Here is a 22928-nt window from a genome sequence, read left to right on the forward strand (position 1 = left end):
TAGCTTTTTCAATCAAAGCAAAAAAAGACTTAAAATTTCTATCAACAACTTTTATAATTTGCTGGGCTGAATTGGCATTAAGTAGAGCATAGTTTTCATTATCTTTACAAAGATGATAGATGCTGTTATAGCCTAAGAATTTCTTTTCAGTAAAATAGTATTGTCTAATGTTGTATAGGGCTACATTAGACATATTTTTGCTTAAAAAGCATAACTCTCTTAAAGCTAAATATTCACCTTTAGACAAATGTTTAAGCTGTTGTTTTTGAACACCAAACAAAACCTCTTTAGTAGGCTTTTGGGGCATTTAAATCCTCCTTTCTTAGAAAATTATAGTAATATTATAGTATAGTAGTCATGATTTTACAATAAATGCTATTATTTATGCAATCTAATAAAAGAAAAAACTTAGCTAAAGCTAAGTAAAAATTCACCACCCACCTATAGAGGATGGGTGTACTCTTTTTGAAAAAAGATAGATAAGTTATGCTCACATACAAAAAAGAGCCGCCCTACTCTTAGCAGCTCTCTTAAAATTATAAGGAGGATCTTAAAACTACTCATTCTTTATTTTATATCTTATACTCCATATTATTATTCTACACCAAAATTAGTGAACATTGGTTACAATTACTTTACATTTAGATTACAAAAAGATTAAGCCCAGATATCTGGGCTTAAATATTGAAAATCACATATTGTAGAGCATCTGCTTAAGCTACTGTATAGGTGTTGTTTCAGCTGAGCTAGATGTGGTTTCAGCCGAGCAAGGCATATGGCGTGGTATACAGATTTGTTGACCTGGCATTAAACTACACCAATTTATGTTTGGATTTGCAGCCATTAAGTCCATTATAGATACGTTAAATCTCATTGCTATAGATGATAATGTATCATTTGGCCTAACTACATATACTGTTCCACCAGGACAAGTGATTGGCGGCATAGTAGTTCTTGGTATACATATTAATTGTCCAACCATTAAATTATTTGGATCTATATGTGGATTTGCTGCTAATAGCCTATCTACACTAATATTAAACATTTGAGCAATGCTATAGAAAGTATCCCCTGGTCTAACTCTATAGAAAAATCCATCACATGTAGGTGTAGGAGGTACTCTTTCTGGTATACATATTCTTTGACCTATGCGTAAGTTATTTGGGTCTATTCCTGGATTTACAGCCATTATTGCTTCTACTGTTGTATTGTATCTTATTGCTAATTGATATAATGTATCTCCTGGTCTAATTGTATATGAGAATGTACCTGTTGGACATGTTGGTGTAGGCGGTACTCTTCCTGGTATGCATATTCTTTGACCTATTTGTAGATTATTTGGATCTATTCCTGGATTTACAGCCATTATTGCTTCTACTGTTGTATTGTATCTTATTGCTAATTGATATAATGTATCTCCTGGTCTAATTGTATATGAGAATGTACCTGTTGGACATGTTGGTGTAGGCGGTACTCTTCCTGGTATACATATTCTTTGACCTATTTGTAGATTATTTGGATCTACTCCTGGATTTACAGCCATTATTGCTTCTACTGTTGTATTATATCTTATCGCCAATAGATAAAATGTATCGCCTGACCTAATCGTATAAGAAAATGTTCCTGTCGGACATGTTGGTGTAGGCGGTACTCTTCCTGGTATGCATATTCTTTGACCTATTTGTAGATTATTTGGATCTACTCCTGGGTTCGCGGCCATTATTGCTTCTACTGTTGTATTATATCTTATCGCCAATAGATAAAATGTATCGCCTGACCTAATCGTATAAGAAAATGTTCCTGTCGGACATGTTGATGTAGGAGGAGGCATTGTACCTCTTGGTATACATATTCTTTGACCTATTTGTAAGTTATTTGGATCTATTCCTGGGTTTACAGCCATTATTGCTTCTACTGTTGTATTATATGTCATTGCTAACTTATATAATGTATCTCCTGACTTAATTGTGTATGAGAATGTACCTGTCGGACATGTTTGTGTAGGAGGCGTTGTACCTTTTGGTATACATATTCTTTGACCTACTTGTAAGTTATTTGGATTTATTCCTGGGTTAATAGCCGTTATAGCTTCTACTGTTGTATTATGCATTCTAGCTAATTTATATAACGTGTCGCCAGATTTTATAGTATAAGAGAAGCTTCCTGTTGGACATTTACTATCCATTTCATTATAATCGTACATCTTAACCACCTTTCTTTCTAAAAATTATTTTGCAATACTATATTATGCAAAATTGTGGCTAAGAGTTCCTTTCACTTATTCTTAAATAAATATAATTAATAATAAATGGAAAATATAAATAAAAGGCATAAGGAATAAACCCTAGACTACTTACATTGAGAGTTGTAGTAGGTATGATATTTGAAATATTCCAAGGTATTAGAGGAGATAAAATTACGGCTGTATTTCCTATATCACTTGCTAGTTGATATTTATCTATCTCAAGTTTTTCATATTTCATTTTCATAATTTCACTAGTCATTACTATAGCTATAGATTGATTTCCTCCAAAAGCCGCTGTAAATAAACTTACTGCTCCTGTCACTAAAAATAAACCAGACTTTGAATTTATCTTAGTAAATAAATCATTAACCTTATTAAACAAATCTATTCCATTCAATACTCCAGCTATAGCACAGGATATAAATACTATAAACCCTGCTTTCATCATGGAAAGCATACCTCCACCTTTTATAATGTTTACTAAGGGATTTGAAGGTTCTAAATTATATCCCAAAATTATTGTTTTAAATAAAGAAACCACTGGAACTTGTTGAACTATTTTAGCTACTATAATCCCTATGATAATACTAATAATCATAGATAACTTTACATCTACTTTAAGGATGCTTAGAACCAACATCAATATAGCTGGAAGTAAAACCATAATATTTATAGTATAGGTATGACTTATATCTGATAATATTTCATTTCCAATAATATTTAAGGGATTTTTAAAAGATAAAAACAAATAGGCTATACCTACTATAAGAAAAGGCAATATAGTAGTCTTTAATAACTTTTTCAGCATAGGATATAGGTCTGTTTCTGTCAGATTAGATACTAAATTAGCACAAGAAGACATAGGTGAAGTCCTGTCTCCAAAATAGCAACCAGAAATAATGGCTCCTGCTGCCAAGTTAGGATTAATATTTCCCCCCTTAGCCATTACCATTAGAGCTATTCCAACTGTACTTACAGTACCAAAAGAAGTACCTAACATATAAGAAACTGTTGAACTAATTAGAAAAGCAAACAATATGTAAAATCTAGGATTCATTAATTTCATCCCATAATAAACTATAGCAGGAACTGTTCCAGCAGTAAGCCAAACAGCAGTAACCATACCTATAAGTAAAAATATCTTTACTACAATTAGACCCTTTTTACCACCATCCCACGCCATATATATTATATCCTTACTGTCATTTCCTCTTCTTAAAGAAATTATAGAGAATATTATTAAACATAAAACTAGAAGAAATCCAATATACCATCCTTTTAATACTCCAAGTAATAATACAGCAAAAGATAGAATAAAACCTATTATTATATCCATAGTATATGTATCATCCTTTTTATATAAAATCAGAAATATTATATCATATACTTTTTACCTTGATAAGAGCCTCTTATCTTTAATTCATTATCTATTCCAGAAAGAACTTTTAACTTGTCCAAACTCCACTTAGGCTCATATAATAATTCTTTTTTTCCATCTCCTGTTACTCTATGAACTATCATCTCTTTAGGAAGCAGTTCTAATCCATCTATCACTAAAGATATATATTCATCCTTATCCATTAAGGAAAATGGATTATTTAAATAGTATTCATAAAGATCAGTGCCCTTCTGAATATAAAGTAAATGAAACTTAACCCCCCAAGTATTAGTTTTCGCCACATATCTTATTGATTTGAGAATATCATTATGAGATTCATTAGGAAGACCAAATATCAAATGTGTAACTACTCTAATATTTCTTTTTTTCAATTTCTCTATAGCCTCATCATAAGTAGATAAAGGATATCCTCTCCTAATAAATTTAGCAGATTTTTCATGAATAGTTTGTAATCCTAGCTCGATCCAAAGAAAAGTTTTCTCATTTAATTCTGAAAGTAAATCCAATACATCCTCTCCTAAACAATCTGGTCTAGTGGCTATAGCTAAACCTACTACGCCACTTTCTTCAATAGCTTCAAAATATATATTCCTTAATTCTTCACAGGTAGAATAGGTATTGGTAAAATTCTGAAAATAAGCTATATATCTATTTGTATCCCACTTCCTTGATAAAAGCTTAATTTGTTCTTCTATTTGCTCTTTTATTGACAGACATCTGCTGCCAGCAAATTCTCCTGACCCTTCTTCGCCACAAAAAATACATCCTTTAGTCCCTAAAGTCCCATCTCTATTGGGACAGGTAAAGCCGCCATCTAACGATAGCTTCATTACCTTTTGTCCAAATATCTTTCTTAGCTCATAGTTTAATGTATGATATCTCTTATCTCCCCACATAAAATCATCCTTTATCCTATATATTCTATTAAATGTTTATTATATCTTTGTCTAACGCCTAAGAAATAAATACTTTGAATTATGAAAAATCCAGCTAAAACATATAAACTTTTATTCTTAAAAACATCCTGAGAAGACATGGCTATAATTTTAATTGCCACTGAGGAATGAATTGCTGCAACTATATAAGGTATAAAGAATAAAGTTCCTATTTCTATGGTAGTTATTTTCTTTAACTCTTGTTGTGTAAGTCCTAATTTTACTATGTTTTTATATTTTTCCTTATCTTCATTTAAGTCATTGAAAAATCTAAAATATAGAAAACTACCAGCTCCTATAAAAAATACTACAGCTATAAAGAAACCAATATATAACAACAAGTTAGATTGTTCCATTTCTACTAGGTACATATCTCCTGCTGTTAAAATAATAAATGGATCTTCATACTTTTTATTAAATTCACTTTTTAATTGTTCAGCAATATATCCTGTCTCCGTCCATTTTTCTATGTCAAATTGATAAAGAGAAATATAAAATAGAATAGATTGCTGGTTGTTTCAAGTCCTCCCATCCAATTATAGAATAATAAAAGAATCATAAAGTTTAAAATATATATTAAAATATATCCTAGATGTTCCTTTAAAAAAATCCTCACTTATTAATTCCTCCATGTAACTGCCATTTTATATCCCATTCCTCTTATAGTTTCTATTGCATTGTCTATTCCTAACTCTTCTAACCGTTTCCTAAGTCTAGCTATATTAACATTTAAAGTATTTTCTTCTACAAAAGCTTCATCATCCCAAAGTTTCTCAAGAATAAGTTGTCTAGATACTGCCTTAGGATAATTTTTTACTAATATCTCTATTAAGATTGCTTCTTTTTTTGTAAGTTGAACAGTTATACCATTATACATTAATTCTGGTCTTTCAGGATAGATATATAAGCCTTCTAATTCTACTATCCTTTCAGAAACTTTTAATGAATAATCTCCATAAATCCTTCTCAATTGGCTTTTTATTTTAGCTATTACTACCTCATAGAAAAAAGGTTTGGTTATATAATCATCTCCACCACTTTCTATTCCCATTACTTGTTCCATTTCTCCACCTCTAGCAGATAAGAATATAATAGGGCAATTAGAAATTTTTCTAATCTTTCTACACCAATAATATCCATCAAACTTAGGCAAATTTACATCTAGTAAAACTAAATGAGGTCTTATATCATTAAATTCTTCTAATATATCATCAAAGTTCTTAACCAAATAAGGTCTATATCCATACTTTTCCATATGTTCTGATAATAATTCCCCAATATTTTGATCGTCTTCTACTATCATTATCTTGTATTCCATTTAATTTCATCCCCTTGTTAATAATCTTGTTATATTATACCCTAAAAAATGGATAAAGAGCAAAAGTTAAAATTCACACAAAAATGCAATGTAAATCATTATTTAACTCCATTTTATTTTGTGAATTTTATCTGATTAATATATATTTTTCTATAAAAGTACAAATAAATGTCGTAATTTATGTTATTATATTAGAAAGTTCATTATTAGGGGGAAAATATTAATGAAATTACCGGGGATTTTTGCACTAGCTTTTACAATATTTTATATCTTATTTAACAGAGACGTTAGTCTTATGTATAATTTATCTAATGCTTTTTTTATCGTAGGTATTATATATCTTTTAATTACTTTGGCATTCTATGTAAGAAATGTAGGATTTTTCAAAACTCTTGCCTATCATAGGTATAAAAGAAAGCAATTATCTTCAAAAAGGATGACACAAGAAGGGGAAAGCAATGAAACAATGTCCTTCTATGATTTTTATGAAGAACATTATAAAGATAAATGGTCTGGAAAAGTCTTTATTATTTGGTCTATTCCTCTATTGGTAACTTCTTATGTTATTGCATTCTTCATATTATAAAAGGGAGAAATATTCCTCCCTTTTATTCTAATAAATAATCTAGTACATCATCTATAATTCCATCTTTTACATATATTCTAGGAACACGTCTCGATACTAACGAAAGAATTTCATTTCTATTAGTGTCTGCTAAGTTAGCTACATCAGTTAGGGAAATATTTTCATTCCCTTGATATCCATAAAGTGTAGCTATATCCCCTACTTCTACATTATCTATATCTGTTACATCTACCATACATTGATCCATGCAAATCTTTCCTATAATTTTAGATCTTTGCCCCTTTATATAAAAGTAACCATTATTTGATAATGATCTTGGAATACCATCGCTATATCCCATAGGCAGGGTAGCCACTAAGGTTTTTCTTTCAGCTACAAATATATAATCATAGCTTACTCCTTCTCCCTCATTAATATCAATAAGAGAAGAAATCCTAGTTTCCAAAGTCATAACAGGCTTTAATTCCATAGGAGTATTTCTACTTATATATCCATAAAGACTAGCTCCTGGCCGAATCATATCCATGCAAAACTCCTTATAAACTGCTGCAGCTATACTATCGCATATATGTTTTATAGGAATATGGATATTTTCTTTTTCTAATTCTTCTATAATTTTTTTAAACAAGTTAAATTGTTTATAATCTTCTTTTTCATTTTTCAACGCTAAATGAGAAAAAATACCTTCAATCTCTATATACTTTAATTCATTTATATTCTTTATGACTTCTATACTCTCTTGATTAGGTCTCATTCCTAACCTATGAAAACCTGTATCAATTTTTATATGTACTTTTGGAATCTTGCTTAACTTAAGACCTTCTTCTGAAAGGATTTTACCTTGTTCTAGGGAAAAAATTGTAATAGTAATCTGTCTTTCTACTGCTGATTTTAATTGTTCATTTGGTGTATAACCCATTACCAATATGGGTATCTCGTTAAATTTTTTTCTTATTTCTAAAGCTTCAGAGAGAGTAGCTACTCCTATATAATCTATCCCCTCACCTATGAGAGTTTCTGCCACCTTTACCGCTCCATGACCATAACCATTGGCTTTTATTACTCCGCAAATCCTAGTTTCCTTTGGAATATCTTTTCTAATTTCTCTAAAATTATGACTTAGATAATCTAAATTAACTATTGCTCTTGTTGGTCTAACTTGATTTATATCCATCATGCCTCATCTCCTATACCTTATATATAATCCTATTATAGCTTATCCGTTAATCCTATAGCCAATAAAACATTAAAAGAATATAGTTTAACTATATTCTTTTAATGAATAATTTTTAAAGGTAAGTAAAAGGTTAGGCATAATATATTCTATGCCTAACCTTTTACTTACCAAAGACCTTTATAAATTCACTTTCTTCTATAGGCGTTGGTTCTTTTCCACCTATAACTAAAGAATATAAATAAATCCTAGCCATATCTTCTACATAACCCATCTTTAAGTATGCATCTTCAATATCCTTTCCTACAGTAACTACTCCATGTTTTTCTAATAGACAGGCATCCGATTCCCTTAAAGGTTCTATTATACTTTTCGCTAACTCTATAGTTCCAGGTGTATAGTATTTAGCTACAGGTACAACTCTTCCATAAACAGAACTTTCAAAGACTAAAGGAGGTATTTTCTTTCCCTGAACAGCAAAGGCTGTAGCATGAATAGCATGTGTATGGCATACAGCTAATATATCCTTCCTATTTTTATAAGCTACTAAATGCATTTCCATCTCACTAGTAGGCTGTAGAGACTTTTTATTTTCTATGATATTTCCTTCTATATCTACAACCAATATGGAATCTATATCTAAGTCATTTCTACTTTGACCTGTAGGAGTGATACATATATAGCCTGTTTTTTCATCTTTCATGCTAAAATTTCCTGATTTATGTCTTATAAGTCCTTCTTTTTCTGCTTCAATGGAAACCCTAAAAATTCTTTCTTTAATATGCTCTAACATTTTTTCACTCCTTATATATTAAAATCCTAACCATTTCAGGTTAGGATTTATCCTTTATAATTTTTCTGCAAAATTTTTACCGAATTCCCTACATCTTTCTAATGCTTCATCATCTGGATTCCAAAGTTCTTTTATTCCTTCTTGTATTATATCAATCTTTGAATTTTTTAGTTTTTCTTCCAATATAGCTATAGATTCACCGGACCATCCGTAAGATCCAAAAGCTGCTGCTTTCTTATTTTTAAACCCTAAACCTTTTATCATATCAAGCATCCCACCAGTTGCATGCATTATACTTTTATTTACTGTTGAGGAGCCAAACAACATAGCTTTTGATTTAAATAACTCGGCGATTACATCATTTTTATCAGAATGTGCTGCATTAAATAGTTTTACAGTTACATACTTATCAACAGATTTAATACCATCTGCAATAGCTTCAGCCATTCTCCTTGTGCCGTTCCACATAGTATCATATACTATTGTTATTTGATTTTCCTGATATGCATTTGCCCATTCCATATATTTTTCAATTATTTGCACTGGATTATCTCTCCATATAATTCCATGACTAGTAGCTATCATATCTACTGGTAAATTAAAGCTTAAAACTTCTTCTATTTTCTTGGTAACTAAAGGGCTAAATGGTGTTAATATATTGGCATAATATTTAATAGCTTCTTGATATAGTTCTGCTTGGTCTACTAAGTCGTTATACATTAAATCCGATGCATAATGTTGTCCAAAGGCATCATTACTAAATAATATACTTTCTCCTGTCAGATAAGTAAACATACTATCTGGCCAATGAAGCATTCTAGCTTCCACAAATATTAGTTTATTTTCTCCAATTTCCAATGTATCTCCAGTTTTAACTTCTACAAAGTTCCAATCTTCATGATAATGCCCTTTTAATATTTTAGCACCATTGGCTGTACAATAAATTGGTGTGTTGGGTATTTCTTTCATTAGAAGGGGTAAGGCTCCACTATGATCAATCTCAGCGTGATTTGCTATTATGTAATCTATTTCATTAAGATCTATTTCTTTTTTTAAGTTTTCTACAAACTCTTTAGCAAAGGGCTGCCAAACAGTATCAATAAGTACAGTTTTCTCATCTTTTATTAAATAGGAATTATAGGATGACCCTCTATGAGTTGAATATTCATCTCCATGAAATCGCCTTAATTCCCAATCAATTTTACCAACCCAAGTAACTTTATCAGTCATTTTAAAACTCATAATATTCACTCCCTTTAATTTATATGTTTATCATAACATATGTACCCAATCTTTATAAAATAAATTATTTTTTAAAGATTATTACTTTAAATACAATTAGGGTAATAATAAACAGTAAATATTATATTGAGGTGATAGATTTGAATTCAATAGAAATAATGGTTAAGGAACATGAGAATATAAGAAGGATGCTTAAAGTCATTAGAAAATACTGCTATAAAATAATGACTTGCCAAGAAGTTGATTATGATGATCTTTATAAGGTTATTGATTTTATAAGAAATTATGCGGATAAGCACCATCATGGTAAAGAAGAAGACATTTTATTTAAAGTAATGAGTGAGAAGATTGAAAGGCTTTCTAAAAATGGTGCTATTACTGGCATGTATATAGAGCACGATTTAGGCCGTCTTTATATTTCTAATTTAGAATTAGCTTTAGAAGATTTTAAAAAAGGTAATGATGAAAAGCGATTAGACATTATTGCCAATTTTATTTCTTATACAGATTTACTAGAAAGACATATTGAAAAAGAAAACACAGCTATTTACAAATTTGCAGAAAATATTCTCCCTGAAGAAAGTAAAGCTTTTATAGAAAAGGAATGTAGTACAATTGAAAACTCAGCTATGGAAAATGGCCTTCAAGAAAAATATATAAGTCTACTACAACTACTCGAGGAAAAGTATATATAAGCCCTAAATATAGGGCTTTATTCTATTTTTTCTAAAGCTGCTATATCTAATAAGATAATCCTTCTATGTCCAATAAGCTTTATCAAGCCCATATCCTGAAAATAAGATAGTTTTCTACTTAAAGTCTCTTGACTCATTCCCATATAAGAAGCTAAATCCCTTTTACTCATTTTCAGAACCAATTCTTCTCTTCCATTAGCCATACTTAATAAGGTTTTAGCCAGTCTCTTTTCTACTCCATGTAAACTTAAATTTTCTATTAAATTTTCAGCTTTTTCCAATCTTTTGCTTAGTTCTTCTAAGACTTTAAATGCTATAGCAGGATACTTTTTCATCAGTTCTTTTAATTTTTCTCCATCTATTATACATACTGTAGTCTTATCTAATGCTTCTCCATTATCGGTTAAGGAACTTGAACTAAAAAGAGACAGCTCTCCCATAAACTCTCCAGGCCCTAAAATTCTTATTACCTGTTCTTTCCCAGTTTCTGATAATCTTGTTATTTTAACCTTTCCCTTATGAATTACATAAAGTTTTTCTCCTCTATCACCAGCCGTATAAATCATCTGTCCCTTTTCAAAGGTTCTATCAGTAGTTATTTTTGCTACTTCCACCTTTTCTTCATAGGTTAAACTACTAAATATAGGAACTATTTCTATACAAGTTTTTTCTTCCTCTTTATAGCAACCACAATTCATATTAATCCTCTCCCTTAAGCAGAAGCATAGTCTTAAATTTATCTTTCTCACTATATCCCAATAATCTTACAGCATTTATTACTACTAATAATACACTTAATTCGTGAACCAGCATACCAAAAGATAAATTCACCGTTTTAAAAAGTACTCCTGTTAATAATACTCCTGCTACTATTATAGCAAAATATATATTTTGTTTCATATTATTTACAGTTGCACGACTTAAGCCTACTGCATAAGAAAGTTTTTCTATTTCATCAGACATCAATACTACATCAGCAGTTTCCATAGCAACATCTGTTGACGCCCCACCAATAGCTATACCTAAATCTGCTGAAGCTAACGCTGGAGCATCATTAACCCCATCTCCTACCATAGCTGCTATTCCATATCTTTCTTGTAGTTCTTTTAAAACTCTAACCTTATCTTCAGGAAGTAACTCTGCATAGTATTGATCTATACCTAACTCCTTAGATATAGCCTTAGCTGCTCTTTCATTATCTCCTGTAAGCATAACTATTTTTTCTACACCTAAATTTTTTAAATTGGATATTAAGTTCTTAGCATCTTCTCTTACTATGTCTGCAATAGATATGACTCCCATAATTTCTTTTAAATCTCCAACTATAACTACAGTTTGACCTTTATTTTCTTCTGAATTAATGTAATCTTCCTTATCTTTTATAGATACTCCATTTTGTATAAATAACTTTCTATTACCTATCAAATAAACTTTTCCATCTATTAAAACCTTTAAACCTAAACCAGTAATTATCTCTGCTTCTTCCGGCACTTGAGTAATGCTTCCTAAATCTTTCTCTGCTCTATTTATAATAGATCGACCTAATGGATGTTCTGAATAGGCTTCGCCAATAGCTGTTATTCTCAATAGTTCCTCTTCCTTTAATCCATAAGTCTTAATATTAGTCACCATAGGTTTGCCAATAGTTAAAGTCCCCGTTTTATCAAAAGCTAGTACTTTAATTTTTCCTAGTTTCTCCATGATTTCTCCACCTTTAATTAAAACTCCATGTTTAGCACCATTACCTATACCTGCTACTATAGATACAGGGGTAGATATAACCAAAGCTCCAGGACACGCTATTACTAACAGGGTTAAAGACAATACTAAGTCTTTAGTAAATAAGTATAATGATAAAGATAAAACTATAATAAAGGGGGTATAGTATTTTGAAAACCTTTCAAGAAACTTTTGGGTTTTAGCCTTCTTGTCTTGAGCTTCCTCTACCATTTGGAGTATTCTTGCAAAGGTGGTATCTTCTCCTACTTTTTCTGCTCTTACTATTAAATAGCCTGATTCTATAATGGTTCCAGAAAAAACTCCATCTTCTGCATTTTTATTTACTGGTATAGACTCACCTGTGATAGCTGCTTGATTTACATAAGCAGACCCTTCTATTACAGAACCATCTATGGAAATTTTTTCTCCAGGTTTTATAACTACCATGTCTCCCTTAATTACTTCATTAGGAGAAATCTCTACTTCTACTCCATCTCTTAGTACTCTAGCTGTATCTGGTGCCAAATCTAGTAAAGATTTAATAGAAGATCTAGTTTTTTCTAAAGTTTTAGCTTCTAAATAATCACCTAACATAAATAAAAATGTTACAGCTGCTGCCTCCCAGTATTCTCCTATGAACATAGCACCTATTACAGCTATAGATACTAAGGCATCTATTCCAACTATTTTATACCTTAGAGCAGAGATTGCATTTTTAAATATGGGAATTCCAGCAACAATTGCTGCAGCTATCATTATTATGCTAGTTATTAAATGTTGACCAATAACATTTTTTAGAATAAATGCTATTGCAACTAGAATTCCAGATATTAAGACTCTCTTACCTTTACTTAATCTCATGATACTCCTCCCCCTTGATAATTACTGATTATTTTTCCCCTAAGACTTTAAATCCTAGTTTCTCTATTGTATTCTTTATTACTTCTGAATCTACAATTGATTCTTCAAATGTTACTTTAGCTCTACTAGAATTAAATAATACTTCTGATTCTTTTACTCCTTTGGTTTTTTTAAGTGCACCTTCAATTTTTGCCATACAGTTTGGGCAAGTTAGTGTTTCTAATTGATATGTTTTAGTTATCATAACTTTATACCTCCTATTTTTTATTTATTTTGTACATTTATTATAAAAAATATTAAAGGAAATTACTTTGACCTAAATCAAAATTTCAAAAAATATAAAAAAATAGCAGCAATTAATTGCTGCTGAGGGGGTAGTATTTAAAGTAGCCTACCTTAGATGTATATTTATCTATTTTTATTAATAGATACCCACTTTTATCGCTTTTATGCTTTAAAATATAAAAGTTTATTTTAAATTTATCTTCTATATTATTAACTAAGTTTTTTATTTATTCCTAACATTTCATTTTTATAATACTGCTTAATATAGAGGTTTTCATTCTTATATATTAATTTTTATATCTCTAAAACTTGATATACATAACCTAATATGGTATTTTATTAATAAGAAAAGGATGGTGATAACATGAGAAAATTTTTCAAATGTAGTCTAATGTCTATAATGATTTTAGCAGTTTTAGTAGTATCCTTTGGCTGTACTAGTGATAAAATTACTGCTGATGGTGAAGAAAAGCTAGTCTCTGGATTTGTGACCAGTAAGTCTATGGAAGATGACAAATATTACTTAACTATCCATTTAGCAGAGACTAGTATTGAGGAATCTTCAAATCTTAAATTAGAAGTTAATAACAAGGAAACCTATGATTCTGCAGTTGAAGATGAGTATTATTTAATTTCCTATATAGATAAAGGAGCAGATAATTTAGTCGTTAAAAGTATAGAAATGAATAGTTCCTTAGGTGAAATAATTACTAAAGGTGTAGATATGGGAAATGACAATTCAGATGATGATGGAATTGCATTTGCTACAGACAAGCTTCCTACAGACAACTTAACCTTACTAGATTCTTATATTGTCGATATAGATCAAGATGGATCTGATGAAACTATTGCCTTATATACATCAGCAGAAAAAGACTCTAAAGGAGAAATAATGTGGGATGATGGTCAAAATTGGCTTCTTATAGTACAAGGAAAAGATAAAGATTATATATTATTTAATGACTATCTCCAATTAGGTAATATAAAATTCCATGTATATACTTCTGACGATATTCTCCATATTAACACTGTAGAAACCACTACGGCAGGAATAAAAGTTTCTGACTATAAGTTTGATAACGGAACTAATAGATTCTTAATTGAAGTACCTTTTAGAACATCAGAAAATGTTAATTTACTTCATTCTTCAACGGGATATTAAAAGCAGCTTTTCAGCTGCTTTTATTTTATCATATTTTCTATTTCATCTTTTGATATTGGTTCGCTAAAATAATACCCTTGGGCTTTGTCACATTTTAAGCTTTCTAATATATTCAATTGCTCTATGTTTTCTACTCCTTCTGTCATAACAGTTAGTCCTAATTGTTGGACTAATAAAATTATAGTAGTTGATATCATTTATTCTTTTCATTTATTTCTATATCCCAAATAAAGCTTCTATCTATTTTAAGCTCATTTACATTCATTTCATTTAAATAGCTTAAAATAGAATATCCTGTGCCAAAATCATCTATAGCTACTGATATACCTAATTCTTTGAGCCTATTTAATATATCTAAAGTATATTCTATATCGGAAATAGCAGTAGTCTCCGTTATCTCTAGATTTAAATACTTAGGATCTAACTCTGTTTTTGAGATAATCTTTATTAATTCATACACAAATTCCGGATGTTGAAACTGTTTAGCTGATATATTTACAAACATCTTTATGAGATTGTATCCCTTATCCATCTACTCTTTTCCTTGTCTACAAGCCTCTTTTAGCACCCATTCTCCTATCTGAACTATAAAACCAGTTTCTTCAGCTAAGGGGATAAATTTATCTGGATCTAATAGTCCCTTTTCTGGATTGTTCCATCGGATTAAGGCCTCTAAACCTACAATCTTTTTTGAAACAATGTCAACTTGAGGCTGATAATATAAAGTTAGCTCTTCATTTTCTATAGCTTGTCTAAGCTGATTCAACAATATTAGCCTTTCAAGACCTTTGCTTTCAATTTCTTTATTATATACATAATAACTATTTCCTCCATATTCTTTAGCTTTATATAAAGCTAAATCTGAATTTTTAATTATAGATTGACTGTCTTGTCCCCCTTCTGGATATACAACTATTCCTATACTAGTTGTTAAATAAAGTTCATAGCTTTTTATATAGTAAGGTCTCTTAAAATCTTCTATAATAGTTTTTGCCATTTCTATAGCTTGATTACTGTGGGTTATATCCTTCATCAATATAAAATATTCGTCCCCTCCCACTCTAGCTAACACATCTCCATTATTTAAAAGTCTACTCAATCTCATACCTAATAATTTTAATACATAATCTCCTATGTCGTGTCCTAAAGTGTCATTTATATGTTTAAATGTATCTAGATCTAAATATAAAACAGCAAATGTAGTATTTACTTTATTAATATTTGCATATATTCCTTCGAGTTCTTCAACAAAGTAAAGTCTATTGGGCAAGGAAGTAATAGAATCAAAATATGCCAAATTATATATTTCTTCTTGATGTCGTATTAAATCTTTATTAGCTACTCCTAATTCTCCTGTTCTTTTGTTTACTTCTTCTTTAAGTTTTGTGTTATAAGCGTATAAAGCTAAGAAAATAATGAGTAAAAATATGATTATAGCTACGATCTCCTTAGTATACATACTAATAAAGATTTTACTATATAATACTTCTTCACCAAACCATTTCTTATATATTTTATCATAAGAACCATTCTTCTTTATTTTCTCTATGCCTTTTCCCAATATTTCATATACTACTTTATTCTCAGATAAAGTAACAGGCCCATACTCAGTTTTATCAATAGGGGCCCCTGCTATTTTTATATGATCCAACTTTTTTATTTTTTGAAGATAATAAATTCCTACTAATTTATTTCCTAAAGTCGCCTCCACTTCGTTATTCAATAAAGCTTCTAAAGCTTCACCTTGGCTAGCTTTAGATACAATAGTTGCAAAAGGAATGTTGCTAATTAAACTTTGATTATAACTCTGGGATTGATATGCCATTTTAAGACCTCGTAAATCAGCTACATCTGAAATATGAGTTGTATTCTTGTTAACAAAAATGACTTGTTCGTTTAGAATTGTAGGTTGAATAAAAGTATATTTTTTACTCTTTCAGCATTTCTTGACATACCTAGTAGAGCATCCACTTCTTTATTTTCTAATGCGATTATAGCATCTTGCCACTTCATGGGAACAAAGTCTACATCAATACCCATTTCAATAGCTATGGCATTCATTATATCTATATTAAATCCTTTATATTTCCCTTCACTATCTATAAATTCATAGGGCGGATAATCCATATCCCCTGAAACTCGTATTACCTTAATTTCTTTCTTATGATTGATGCTTGTAGATATATTTTCCCCCTTTGCATGGGAAAAAGAAAAAACACCTATTAGTACTAAAAACAGCACTATAAATTTTTTATTTTTCTTACCCATACAAATCATCCTTTTAAAAAGATAAGTTTAATATTCTCTATTATTCGACATAAATTTTAAAATCCCTCTATGATTTATTTTGTATTTCTTATTACTTCAATAAATTCATCTATGTCTTCTTTAGTTGTATCAAAAGATGTAACCAATCTTACTAGGTTAGTTTTATCATCTAACACATAAAAATCAAATTTCTCTTGTAATCTTTTTATTAAGTCCTTTTCCATATGAGCAAATATCATATTTGTTTCTACATTGTTTTTTAGAGTTATTCTTGGAAATTTAGATAATTCTTCGGAAAAATATTTACCCATGTTATTGGCATTGGTAGCATTTTCTTTCCATAAATCATTTTCTAAATAAGCTATAAACTGAGCAGAAATAAACCTCATTTTGGAAAGAAGTTGCATTCCCTGTTTTCTAAAAAACTTAAAGTTACTGCTCAATTGCTTATTAAAAGAAATTATAGCTTCTCCCATCATCATACCATTCTTAGTTCCACCAAAAGATAAAAGATCTACCCCTGTATCTGATATCATTTCTTTAAAAGTAGTATTCAATGCTACTACAGCATTAGCTATTCTTGCCCCATCCATATGTAAGAACATATTGTTTTCATGAGCAAATTCAGCAAGATCTTTTATTTCTTCTATTGAATATAAAGTTCCTACTTCAGTAGTTTGAGATATTGAAATTATCTTTGGTTGACTTTGATGTTCATCTCCCAAGGAATGAAGAAATTCTTTTACATCTTCTTTATATATCTTTCCATTTCTATTTGGAACATATAATATTTTTGATCCACTAAATTTTTCTAAGGCACCACATTCATCTACATTGATGTGAGCAGTATCACAACATACTACTGCCTCAAATGGTCTTAAAAGACCACTAAGTCCGATTACATTTGCTGCTGTACCTGTTGTCACAAAATATACATCTATATCTTTGCAGAAAAGTTGGCTAATTCTCTCTACTGCCTCCTTAGTAGTAGTATCATTTCCATAAGCATAATCATGTCCAACGTTTGCTTTCACTATAGCTTCTAATATACTGGAATGAACTCCAGAATTGTTGTCACTCATAAACATCTTCATTTTCTTACCTCCATTAGTTATTTTTGTCTAAATCTTTAGAAACAATTATACAATAGTTTCTGCAAATATAAAATAGATATGTTCATGGTTAAATCTTCATATATACTATGATTAAGATTTTATGGTATAATTATTTAAAATTTGTTAGGAGGTATATAATTCGTGGAAAAATACTTGATAGTTATTGCCATTGGTTATATATTAGGTTGCTTTCAATGGTCCTATCTTTTAGGAAAAGCTTTCAAGAAAGTGGATATAAGAACTCTTGGCAACGGTAATGCTGGTGCTTCTAACACAGTAGTATCCCTAGGTTGGAAGTGGGGAGCTATAGTTGCTATTCTTGATATTTTAAAAGCAATTATTTCTATTCTTATTATTAAATATTTATTTAAAATCCTTGTTCTTAAAGAAACAGATTACTATCTTTATTTAAATGGTCTTTCAGTGATTCTGGGTCATAATTATCCTTTTTATATGGGCTTTAAAGGTGGAAAAGGAACAGCTTCTCTTATTGGCATGTTAGCAGCTATAGATTATAGAATTGCAATTTTAGGCATAATCACCATTATTTTTATTACTTTTATAACAGATTATATAGCCTTAGGAACTTTAGGATTAGTAACTTTGTTTGTTATAACAACTATCATCTTTAAATATAGTACAGGAAGTATTTTTATAGCTATTATTATTGCTCTCTTAAGTCTATATAATCATATCCCTAATATAAAAAGAATATTGAAAAAAGAAGAGACTAGATTAAGAAATACTATGGAAAGTAAGATTTAAAATATTATGGGGATTATATCTAAGCAATCCCTTTAATATTTTATTTAATTTAAGTTATTTCTCCATAATCTTCCTATTACATATTTACCCTGTTAGCTTTAATAGAAACAAAAAAAGTCAGAGTATATCTCTGACTATTTTGTTCTAGGATTAGCTATTTCTACTTTAACTTTAATCCCTTTTATTTTCTTATTATTTAATCTTTCAACTACTGCATTAGCATACTCTCCAGGAACTTCTACAAAAGTAAATTTATCATATACTTCTATATTGCCGACTAGTTTTCTTGGTATATTAACTTCTGTAAATATAGCCGCTAAAATATGTCTTGGGCTTACATTTTTTCTCTTTCCAATATTTATATATATACGAGTAGTAGCGTCTAATTGAGTTCTTCCATAGTCTACCATATCTAGTTCCTTATGTCCCTCAAGTCTATTTTCTACCATATAGAATTTCAATAAAGCTGCAGCTATATCGAAGGAAGTGTAATCTTCTTCTAACAACATATCTATAAACTTTTCATATTTTCCTAATTCTTCATTATCTATTTCTTGTTTAATTTTTTCTAATAATTTTGCAGTATATCTTTCTTCTATATCTCTTAAAGTAGGCAAGTCTTTTCTTCCAATTTTAGTTTTAGTATACTTTTGGATGTCCTTTAGCTTGTAAATATCTCTACCTGCCACAAAACTAAAAGCTGCACCTTCTCTACCCGCTCTTGCTGTTCTTCCTATTCTGTGAACATAGTACTCTTCATCTTGAGGCATATCATAGTTAAATACAACATCTATATCATCCACATCAAGACCCCTAGCTGCTACGTCAGTAGCTACTAGAATATCTATAGTCCCCCTTCTAAATTTTGCCATTACATTATCTCTTTGTGGTTGCTTTAAATCTCCATGAAGACCGTCAGCAAAATAGCCTCTAGCTTGAAGTTCTGTCGTTAGTTCATCAACCTTTTTCTTAGTATTACAAAAAACTATAGATAATTTTGGATTATAAATGTCTATTAATCTACTTAATATTTCCGTCTTCATATGCTCTTTTAACTCAAAATAATATTGTTCTACTTTAGGCACTGTAAGTTCTTTATGAACAACTTTAATGATTTCTGGATTTTTTTGATAACGAGATGCAAATTTTACTATTTCTTGAGGCATAGTTGCTGAGAAAAATATAGTTTGTCTTTCTTCTGCTAAACGGTTCATTACCAATTCTATATCGTCTCTAAAGCCCATATCAAACATTTCATCAGCTTCATCTAGTACCATCATTTTTATATTATCAGTTTTCAATGTCTTTCTTCTAATATGATCTATTACTCTTCCTGGCGTTCCAATTACTATTTGAACTCCTTTTTTAAAAGCTTTAATTTGTCTATCTATAGGTTGCCCACCATAAACGGGTATTACAGATATTCCTTTTTTATATTTGGCTAGTTTCCCAACCTCTTCTGCTACCTGTATAGAAAGTTCTCTCGTAGGGCATAACACTAGAGCTTGTAATCTTTTATCTTCTGGATCACACATTTCCACTATAGGTATACCAAAAGCTGCCGTTTTTCCTGTCCCAGTTTGTGCTTGACCAATTATATCTTTACCTTCTAACAAAATAGGTATGGCTTGAGATTGAATTGGAGACATTTCTTCAAATCCCATAGCTGAAACTGCCTTTTTTATCTCTTCAGATAAATTTATCTCTTCAAATCTTAATTTTTCCATGTATTATCAAATCTTCCTTCCTTAATATTGAACTTATTTAGTATACATTTAATATGGCTTAATTGCAAGGAAAATATTAGCTTATTTTAAGCCACAAACTTATCTTTATCTATTTCTTTTTCCTAAATTTAATCCTAAATTTCTATAAATCCTCCTTTCCTTTTGTAAAGGATTTTCCTATAACTTTAAGGGAAGCAAATCTTCCATCACTTATACGCATAACAACTTATATCTCCGCCCATTTCAAGATTTGCCATCTATATAATATTATTTTTAGGTATGAATCTAGATAAGATGTTATCATTGCTTGCCTCTTACATTTATTTTCTACTCTTTAATATTACTTTATTAACGCTCACCATCTATATTCATATAATCTCCCTTACGTTTTTGTCCTCTACTAGTATATCAATATTCCCTATATATTTAAAGTAGATGTCAACATATAAATGATTAAATAAGCTAGATTTCAAGTCTAGATTATTTTTTAATAAGTTTTTCTTTCAATTTTTATAATTTTTTCATATAATCTTATATATATTTACCCTATTGAAAGGAGATAATAATGAGTATTTTAACCGTAAGTAATTTAAGCCATGGCTTTGGTGATAGAGAAATATTTAAAAATGTATCTTTTCGTCTACTAAAAGGAGAACATGTAGGCTTAATTGGAGCTAATGGAGAAGGAAAATCTACCTTTATGAATATAATAACTGGTAAACTGGAACCCGACGAAGGTCAAGTTGAATGGGCTAAAAGAGTTAGGGTAGGCTATTTAGATCAACATACAGTTTTGAAAAAAGGTCAGACCATAAGAGATGTGTTAAAAGAAGCTTTTAAGTACCTATTTGACTTAGAAGAAGAAATGCAGAATTTATATATGCGAATGGGTGAAGTTGATGGAAAAGAACTTGAAATGTTGTTAGAAGAAGTAGGTACTATTCAAGACATTTTAGACCACAACGACTTTTATATTGTAGATGCTAAGGTAGAAGAAATAGCTAGGGGTTTAGGCCTTGAAGATATTGGTCTAGATAGGGATGTTAACGACTTAAGCGGAGGTCAAAGAACTAAAGTCCTCCTTGCTAAACTTCTTCTAGAAAAACCAGATATACTGTTATTAGATGAGCCTACTAACTATTTAGATGAGCAACATATAGTCTGGTTAAAAAGATATCTGTTGGAATATGAGAATGCCTTTATCTTAATATCCCATGATATTCCTTTTCTTAACAGTGTAATTAATTTAATTTATCATATGGAAGACAAGGAATTAAATAGGTATGTAGGAGATTATGATAACTTTGTTAAAATTTATGAGGCAAAAAAACAACAGCTGGAAGCAGCATACAAAAAACAGCAGCAAGAAATTGCAGAACTTGAGGATTTTGTTGCTAGAAATAAGGCAAGGGTAGCTACTAGAAATATGGCTATGTCTAGACAAAAGAAATTAGATAAAATGGAGATTATTGAACTCTCCAGAGAAAAACCAAAACCAGAGTTTAATTTTAAGGAAGGAAGAACTTCTGGAAAGCTATTATTTGAAACTAAGGATTTAGTCATAGGATATGATGAGCCTTTATCTAAGCCTCTAAATTTAACTATGGAAAGAGGACAAAAAATAGCCCTTATTGGTGCCAATGGTCTAGGTAAGACTACCTTATTAAAAAGTATTTTAGGTCAGATAAAATCCGTATCTGGTACAGTAGAATTAGGAGATTATCTTGAAATAGGTTATTTTGAACAAGAAATAAAAGATAAAAATAATAATAGTTGCATTGAAGAGTTATGGCAAGAATTCCCTGGATTTACTCAATATGAAGTTAGAGCAGCTTTAGCTAAATGTGGTTTAACTACAAAACATATTGAGTCTAAGGTTATGGTCCTTAGTGGAGGAGAACAAGCTAAAGTTAGATTATGTAAATTAATTAACAAAGAAACCAATATGTTAATCCTTGATGAGCCTACTAACCATTTGGATGTAGATGCTAAAGAAGAATTAAAAAGAGCCTTGAAGCAGTATAAGGGAAGCATCCTTCTTATATGCCATGAGCCAGAATTTTATCAGGATGTAGTTACAGATATTTGGAATTGTGAAAATTGGACAACAAAAATTTTCTAAACCTCCCATTTGGGAGGTTTAGTCATTAAATAAACTTAGATACTCTCCATAGCCTTCTTTTTCTAAATCCTCTTTTTTAATGAATCTAAGAGAAGCACTATTAATACAATATCTTAGTCCTCCTTTATCTCTTGGACCATCATTAAAAACATGACCTAAGTGAGAATCACCATACTTACTTCTTACCTCAGTTCTTATCATCCCATGACTTAAATCTCTTTTTTCAACTACATGATCACTTTCTATAGATTTAGTAAAACTAGGCCAACCACATCCTGAATCAAATTTATCTTTAGAGCTAAATAGTGGCTCTCCAGACACTATATCCACATATATTCCTTCTTCATCATGATCAAAAAACTCATTATAAAAAGGTCTTTCTGTAGCATTTTCTTGGGTTACTTTATATTGAATAGGAGTTAGTTTCTTTTCTAATTCACTTTTATCTGGTTTAAAATATTTTTTATCTGCCATCATATCACCTTCCTCAAAGATATATTACCCATTTTTAAATATA

20 protein-coding genes and 2 pseudogenes are annotated in these 22928 nt (G+C 30.1%); 5 read left to right on the forward strand and 17 right to left on the reverse strand.

What is annotated here, in order from left to right; genetic code table 11:
* The 6 genes and pseudogenes from KQI42_RS12085 to KQI42_RS12110 form a co-directional block, all read right to left on the reverse strand.
* Positions 1 to 307: pseudogene (locus tag KQI42_RS12085) on the reverse strand (RNA-guided endonuclease TnpB family protein); the annotation flags it as partial.
* Positions 308 to 718: 411 nt separating this feature from the next.
* Positions 719 to 2203 (reverse strand): LysM peptidoglycan-binding domain-containing protein, encoded by a 1485-nt coding sequence (locus KQI42_RS12090; RefSeq protein WP_216520108.1) that lies wholly within the window; start codon positions 2201 to 2203, stop codon positions 719 to 721.
* A 58-nt stretch (positions 2204 to 2261) separates the two neighbouring features.
* On the reverse strand, positions 2262 to 3581 hold the full coding sequence (locus KQI42_RS12095) for a Na+/H+ antiporter NhaC family protein (RefSeq protein WP_216520110.1): 1320 nt from the start codon (positions 3579 to 3581) through the stop codon (positions 2262 to 2264).
* 38 nt (positions 3582 to 3619) lie between these two features.
* Positions 3620 to 4540, reverse strand: coding sequence for a tRNA modification radical SAM protein MnmL/YtqA (gene mnmL, locus KQI42_RS12100; RefSeq protein WP_216520112.1), 921 nt, complete (start codon positions 4538 to 4540; stop codon positions 3620 to 3622).
* A gap of 11 nt (positions 4541 to 4551) precedes the next feature.
* The gene (locus KQI42_RS12105) at positions 4552 to 4950 is read right to left on the reverse strand and encodes an FtsX-like permease family protein (protein WP_216520114.1); all 399 of its coding nucleotides are present in this window, start codon (positions 4948 to 4950) and stop codon (positions 4552 to 4554) included.
* A gap of 248 nt (positions 4951 to 5198) precedes the next feature.
* Positions 5199 to 5897: a response regulator transcription factor gene (locus tag KQI42_RS12110; protein ID WP_216520116.1), complete on the reverse strand. Its 699-nt coding sequence runs from the start codon at positions 5895 to 5897 to the stop codon at positions 5199 to 5201.
* A 223-nt stretch (positions 5898 to 6120) separates the two neighbouring features.
* On the opposite strand from KQI42_RS12110, the gene KQI42_RS12115 reads away from it, so the two are divergent.
* On the forward strand, positions 6121 to 6483 hold the full coding sequence (locus KQI42_RS12115; RefSeq protein WP_216520118.1) for a DUF3899 domain-containing protein: 363 nt from the start codon (positions 6121 to 6123) through the stop codon (positions 6481 to 6483).
* A gap of 22 nt (positions 6484 to 6505) precedes the next feature.
* On the opposite strand, the gene alr is transcribed toward KQI42_RS12115, so the two are convergent.
* The 3 genes from alr to KQI42_RS12130 form a co-directional block, all read right to left on the reverse strand.
* Positions 6506 to 7660, reverse strand: coding sequence for an alanine racemase (alr, locus tag KQI42_RS12120; RefSeq protein WP_216520120.1), 1155 nt, complete (start codon positions 7658 to 7660; stop codon positions 6506 to 6508).
* A gap of 160 nt (positions 7661 to 7820) precedes the next feature.
* Positions 7821 to 8450 (reverse strand): class II aldolase/adducin family protein, encoded by a 630-nt coding sequence (locus KQI42_RS12125; protein WP_216520123.1) that lies wholly within the window; start codon positions 8448 to 8450, stop codon positions 7821 to 7823.
* A 54-nt stretch (positions 8451 to 8504) separates the two neighbouring features.
* Positions 8505 to 9692 (reverse strand): anaerobic nitric oxide reductase flavorubredoxin, encoded by a 1188-nt coding sequence (locus tag KQI42_RS12130; protein WP_216520125.1) that lies wholly within the window; start codon positions 9690 to 9692, stop codon positions 8505 to 8507.
* A gap of 140 nt (positions 9693 to 9832) precedes the next feature.
* Between KQI42_RS12130 and KQI42_RS12135 the strand changes: the two genes are divergently transcribed.
* Positions 9833 to 10387 (forward strand): hemerythrin domain-containing protein, encoded by a 555-nt coding sequence (locus tag KQI42_RS12135; protein ID WP_216520127.1) that lies wholly within the window; start codon positions 9833 to 9835, stop codon positions 10385 to 10387.
* 17 nt (positions 10388 to 10404) lie between these two features.
* Here the strand turns inward: KQI42_RS12135 and KQI42_RS12140 are convergent, their stop codons facing one another.
* Genes KQI42_RS12140 through KQI42_RS12150 form a run of 3 tightly spaced genes read right to left on the reverse strand, consistent with a single transcriptional unit; the run spans position 10405 to position 13211 of the window.
* The gene (locus KQI42_RS12140) at positions 10405 to 11085 is read right to left on the reverse strand and encodes a Crp/Fnr family transcriptional regulator (protein ID WP_216520129.1); all 681 of its coding nucleotides are present in this window, start codon (positions 11083 to 11085) and stop codon (positions 10405 to 10407) included.
* 1 nt (position 11086) lies between these two features.
* A complete protein-coding gene (locus KQI42_RS12145) occupies positions 11087 to 12967 on the reverse strand; it encodes a heavy metal translocating P-type ATPase (RefSeq protein ID WP_216520131.1) in 1881 nt (626 codons plus the stop codon).
* Between the two features lie 28 nt (positions 12968 to 12995).
* A complete protein-coding gene (locus KQI42_RS12150; protein WP_216520133.1) occupies positions 12996 to 13211 on the reverse strand; it encodes a heavy-metal-associated domain-containing protein in 216 nt (71 codons plus the stop codon).
* Positions 13212 to 13616: 405 nt separating this feature from the next.
* Between KQI42_RS12150 and KQI42_RS12155 the strand changes: the two genes are divergently transcribed.
* The gene (locus KQI42_RS12155; protein ID WP_216520135.1) at positions 13617 to 14414 is read left to right on the forward strand and encodes a hypothetical protein; all 798 of its coding nucleotides are present in this window, start codon (positions 13617 to 13619) and stop codon (positions 14412 to 14414) included.
* Between the two features lie 20 nt (positions 14415 to 14434).
* On the opposite strand, the gene KQI42_RS21365 is transcribed toward KQI42_RS12155, so the two are convergent.
* From KQI42_RS21365 to KQI42_RS12180, 3 genes and pseudogenes are all read right to left on the reverse strand, one after another.
* On the reverse strand, positions 14435 to 14560 hold the full coding sequence (locus KQI42_RS21365; protein ID WP_281420425.1) for an EAL domain-containing protein: 126 nt from the start codon (positions 14558 to 14560) through the stop codon (positions 14435 to 14437).
* A gap of 47 nt (positions 14561 to 14607) precedes the next feature.
* A pseudogene (locus KQI42_RS12170) lies at positions 14608 to 16691 on the reverse strand (EAL domain-containing protein).
* Positions 16692 to 16756: 65 nt separating this feature from the next.
* Positions 16757 to 17776, reverse strand: coding sequence for a threonine aldolase family protein (locus KQI42_RS12180; RefSeq protein ID WP_216520147.1), 1020 nt, complete (start codon positions 17774 to 17776; stop codon positions 16757 to 16759).
* A gap of 162 nt (positions 17777 to 17938) precedes the next feature.
* Here KQI42_RS12180 and KQI42_RS12185 point away from each other — a divergent pair, with 162 nt between their 5' ends.
* Positions 17939 to 18562: a glycerol-3-phosphate acyltransferase gene (locus KQI42_RS12185; RefSeq protein ID WP_216520149.1), complete on the forward strand. Its 624-nt coding sequence runs from the start codon at positions 17939 to 17941 to the stop codon at positions 18560 to 18562.
* A gap of 134 nt (positions 18563 to 18696) precedes the next feature.
* On the opposite strand, the gene KQI42_RS12190 is transcribed toward KQI42_RS12185, so the two are convergent.
* Positions 18697 to 20289, reverse strand: a complete 1593-nt coding sequence (locus tag KQI42_RS12190; RefSeq protein ID WP_216520151.1) for a DEAD/DEAH box helicase — start codon at positions 20287 to 20289, stop codon at positions 18697 to 18699.
* Positions 20290 to 20854: 565 nt separating this feature from the next.
* On the opposite strand from KQI42_RS12190, the gene KQI42_RS12195 reads away from it, so the two are divergent.
* Positions 20855 to 22411, forward strand: coding sequence for an ABC-F family ATP-binding cassette domain-containing protein (locus KQI42_RS12195; protein ID WP_216520152.1), 1557 nt, complete (start codon positions 20855 to 20857; stop codon positions 22409 to 22411).
* A gap of 18 nt (positions 22412 to 22429) precedes the next feature.
* Here KQI42_RS12195 and msrB read toward each other — a convergent pair whose 3' ends face one another.
* Positions 22430 to 22885 carry a peptide-methionine (R)-S-oxide reductase MsrB gene (gene msrB / locus KQI42_RS12200; protein WP_246566473.1) on the reverse strand — a complete coding sequence of 152 codons (456 nt, stop codon included), beginning with the start codon at positions 22883 to 22885 and terminating at the stop codon, positions 22430 to 22432.
* Positions 22886 to 22928 lie beyond the last annotated feature (43 nt).

Origin of the sequence: Tissierella simiarum, from assembly GCF_018917865.1 — a bacterium.
In the GTDB taxonomy this organism is placed as follows: domain Bacteria; phylum Bacillota; class Clostridia; order Tissierellales; family Tissierellaceae; genus Tissierella_C; species Tissierella_C simiarum.

Coding starts and splice junctions, on each gene's coding strand:
- KQI42_RS12090 (WP_216520108.1), bottom strand. CDS start 2,203: ATGTACGATTATAATGAAATGGATAGTAAATGTCCAACAGGAAGCTTC.
- KQI42_RS12095 (WP_216520110.1), bottom strand. CDS start 3,581: ATGGATATAATAATAGGTTTTATTCTATCTTTTGCTGTATTATTACTT.
- mnmL (WP_216520112.1), bottom strand. CDS start 4,540: ATGTGGGGAGATAAGAGATATCATACATTAAACTATGAGCTAAGAAAG.
- KQI42_RS12105 (WP_216520114.1), bottom strand. CDS start 4,950: ATGTACCTAGTAGAAATGGAACAATCTAACTTGTTGTTATATATTGGT.
- KQI42_RS12110 (WP_216520116.1), bottom strand. CDS start 5,897: ATGGAATACAAGATAATGATAGTAGAAGACGATCAAAATATTGGGGAA.
- KQI42_RS12115 (WP_216520118.1), top strand. CDS start 6,121: ATGAAATTACCGGGGATTTTTGCACTAGCTTTTACAATATTTTATATC.
- alr (WP_216520120.1), bottom strand. CDS start 7,660: ATGATGGATATAAATCAAGTTAGACCAACAAGAGCAATAGTTAATTTA.
- KQI42_RS12125 (WP_216520123.1), bottom strand. CDS start 8,450: ATGTTAGAGCATATTAAAGAAAGAATTTTTAGGGTTTCCATTGAAGCA.
- KQI42_RS12130 (WP_216520125.1), bottom strand. CDS start 9,692: ATGAGTTTTAAAATGACTGATAAAGTTACTTGGGTTGGTAAAATTGAT.
- KQI42_RS12140 (WP_216520129.1), bottom strand. CDS start 11,085: ATGAATTGTGGTTGCTATAAAGAGGAAGAAAAAACTTGTATAGAAATA.
- KQI42_RS12145 (WP_216520131.1), bottom strand. CDS start 12,967: ATGAGATTAAGTAAAGGTAAGAGAGTCTTAATATCTGGAATTCTAGTT.
- KQI42_RS12150 (WP_216520133.1), bottom strand. CDS start 13,211: ATGATAACTAAAACATATCAATTAGAAACACTAACTTGCCCAAACTGT.
- KQI42_RS12155 (WP_216520135.1), top strand. CDS start 13,617: ATGAGAAAATTTTTCAAATGTAGTCTAATGTCTATAATGATTTTAGCA.
- KQI42_RS21365 (WP_281420425.1), bottom strand. CDS start 14,560: ATGACAGAAGGAGTAGAAAACATAGAGCAATTGAATATATTAGAAAGC.
- KQI42_RS12180 (WP_216520147.1), bottom strand. CDS start 17,776: ATGAAGATGTTTATGAGTGACAACAATTCTGGAGTTCATTCCAGTATA.
- KQI42_RS12190 (WP_216520151.1), bottom strand. CDS start 20,289: ATGGAAAAATTAAGATTTGAAGAGATAAATTTATCTGAAGAGATAAAA.
- KQI42_RS12195 (WP_216520152.1), top strand. CDS start 20,855: ATGAGTATTTTAACCGTAAGTAATTTAAGCCATGGCTTTGGTGATAGA.
- msrB (WP_246566473.1), bottom strand. CDS start 22,885: ATGGCAGATAAAAAATATTTTAAACCAGATAAAAGTGAATTAGAAAAG.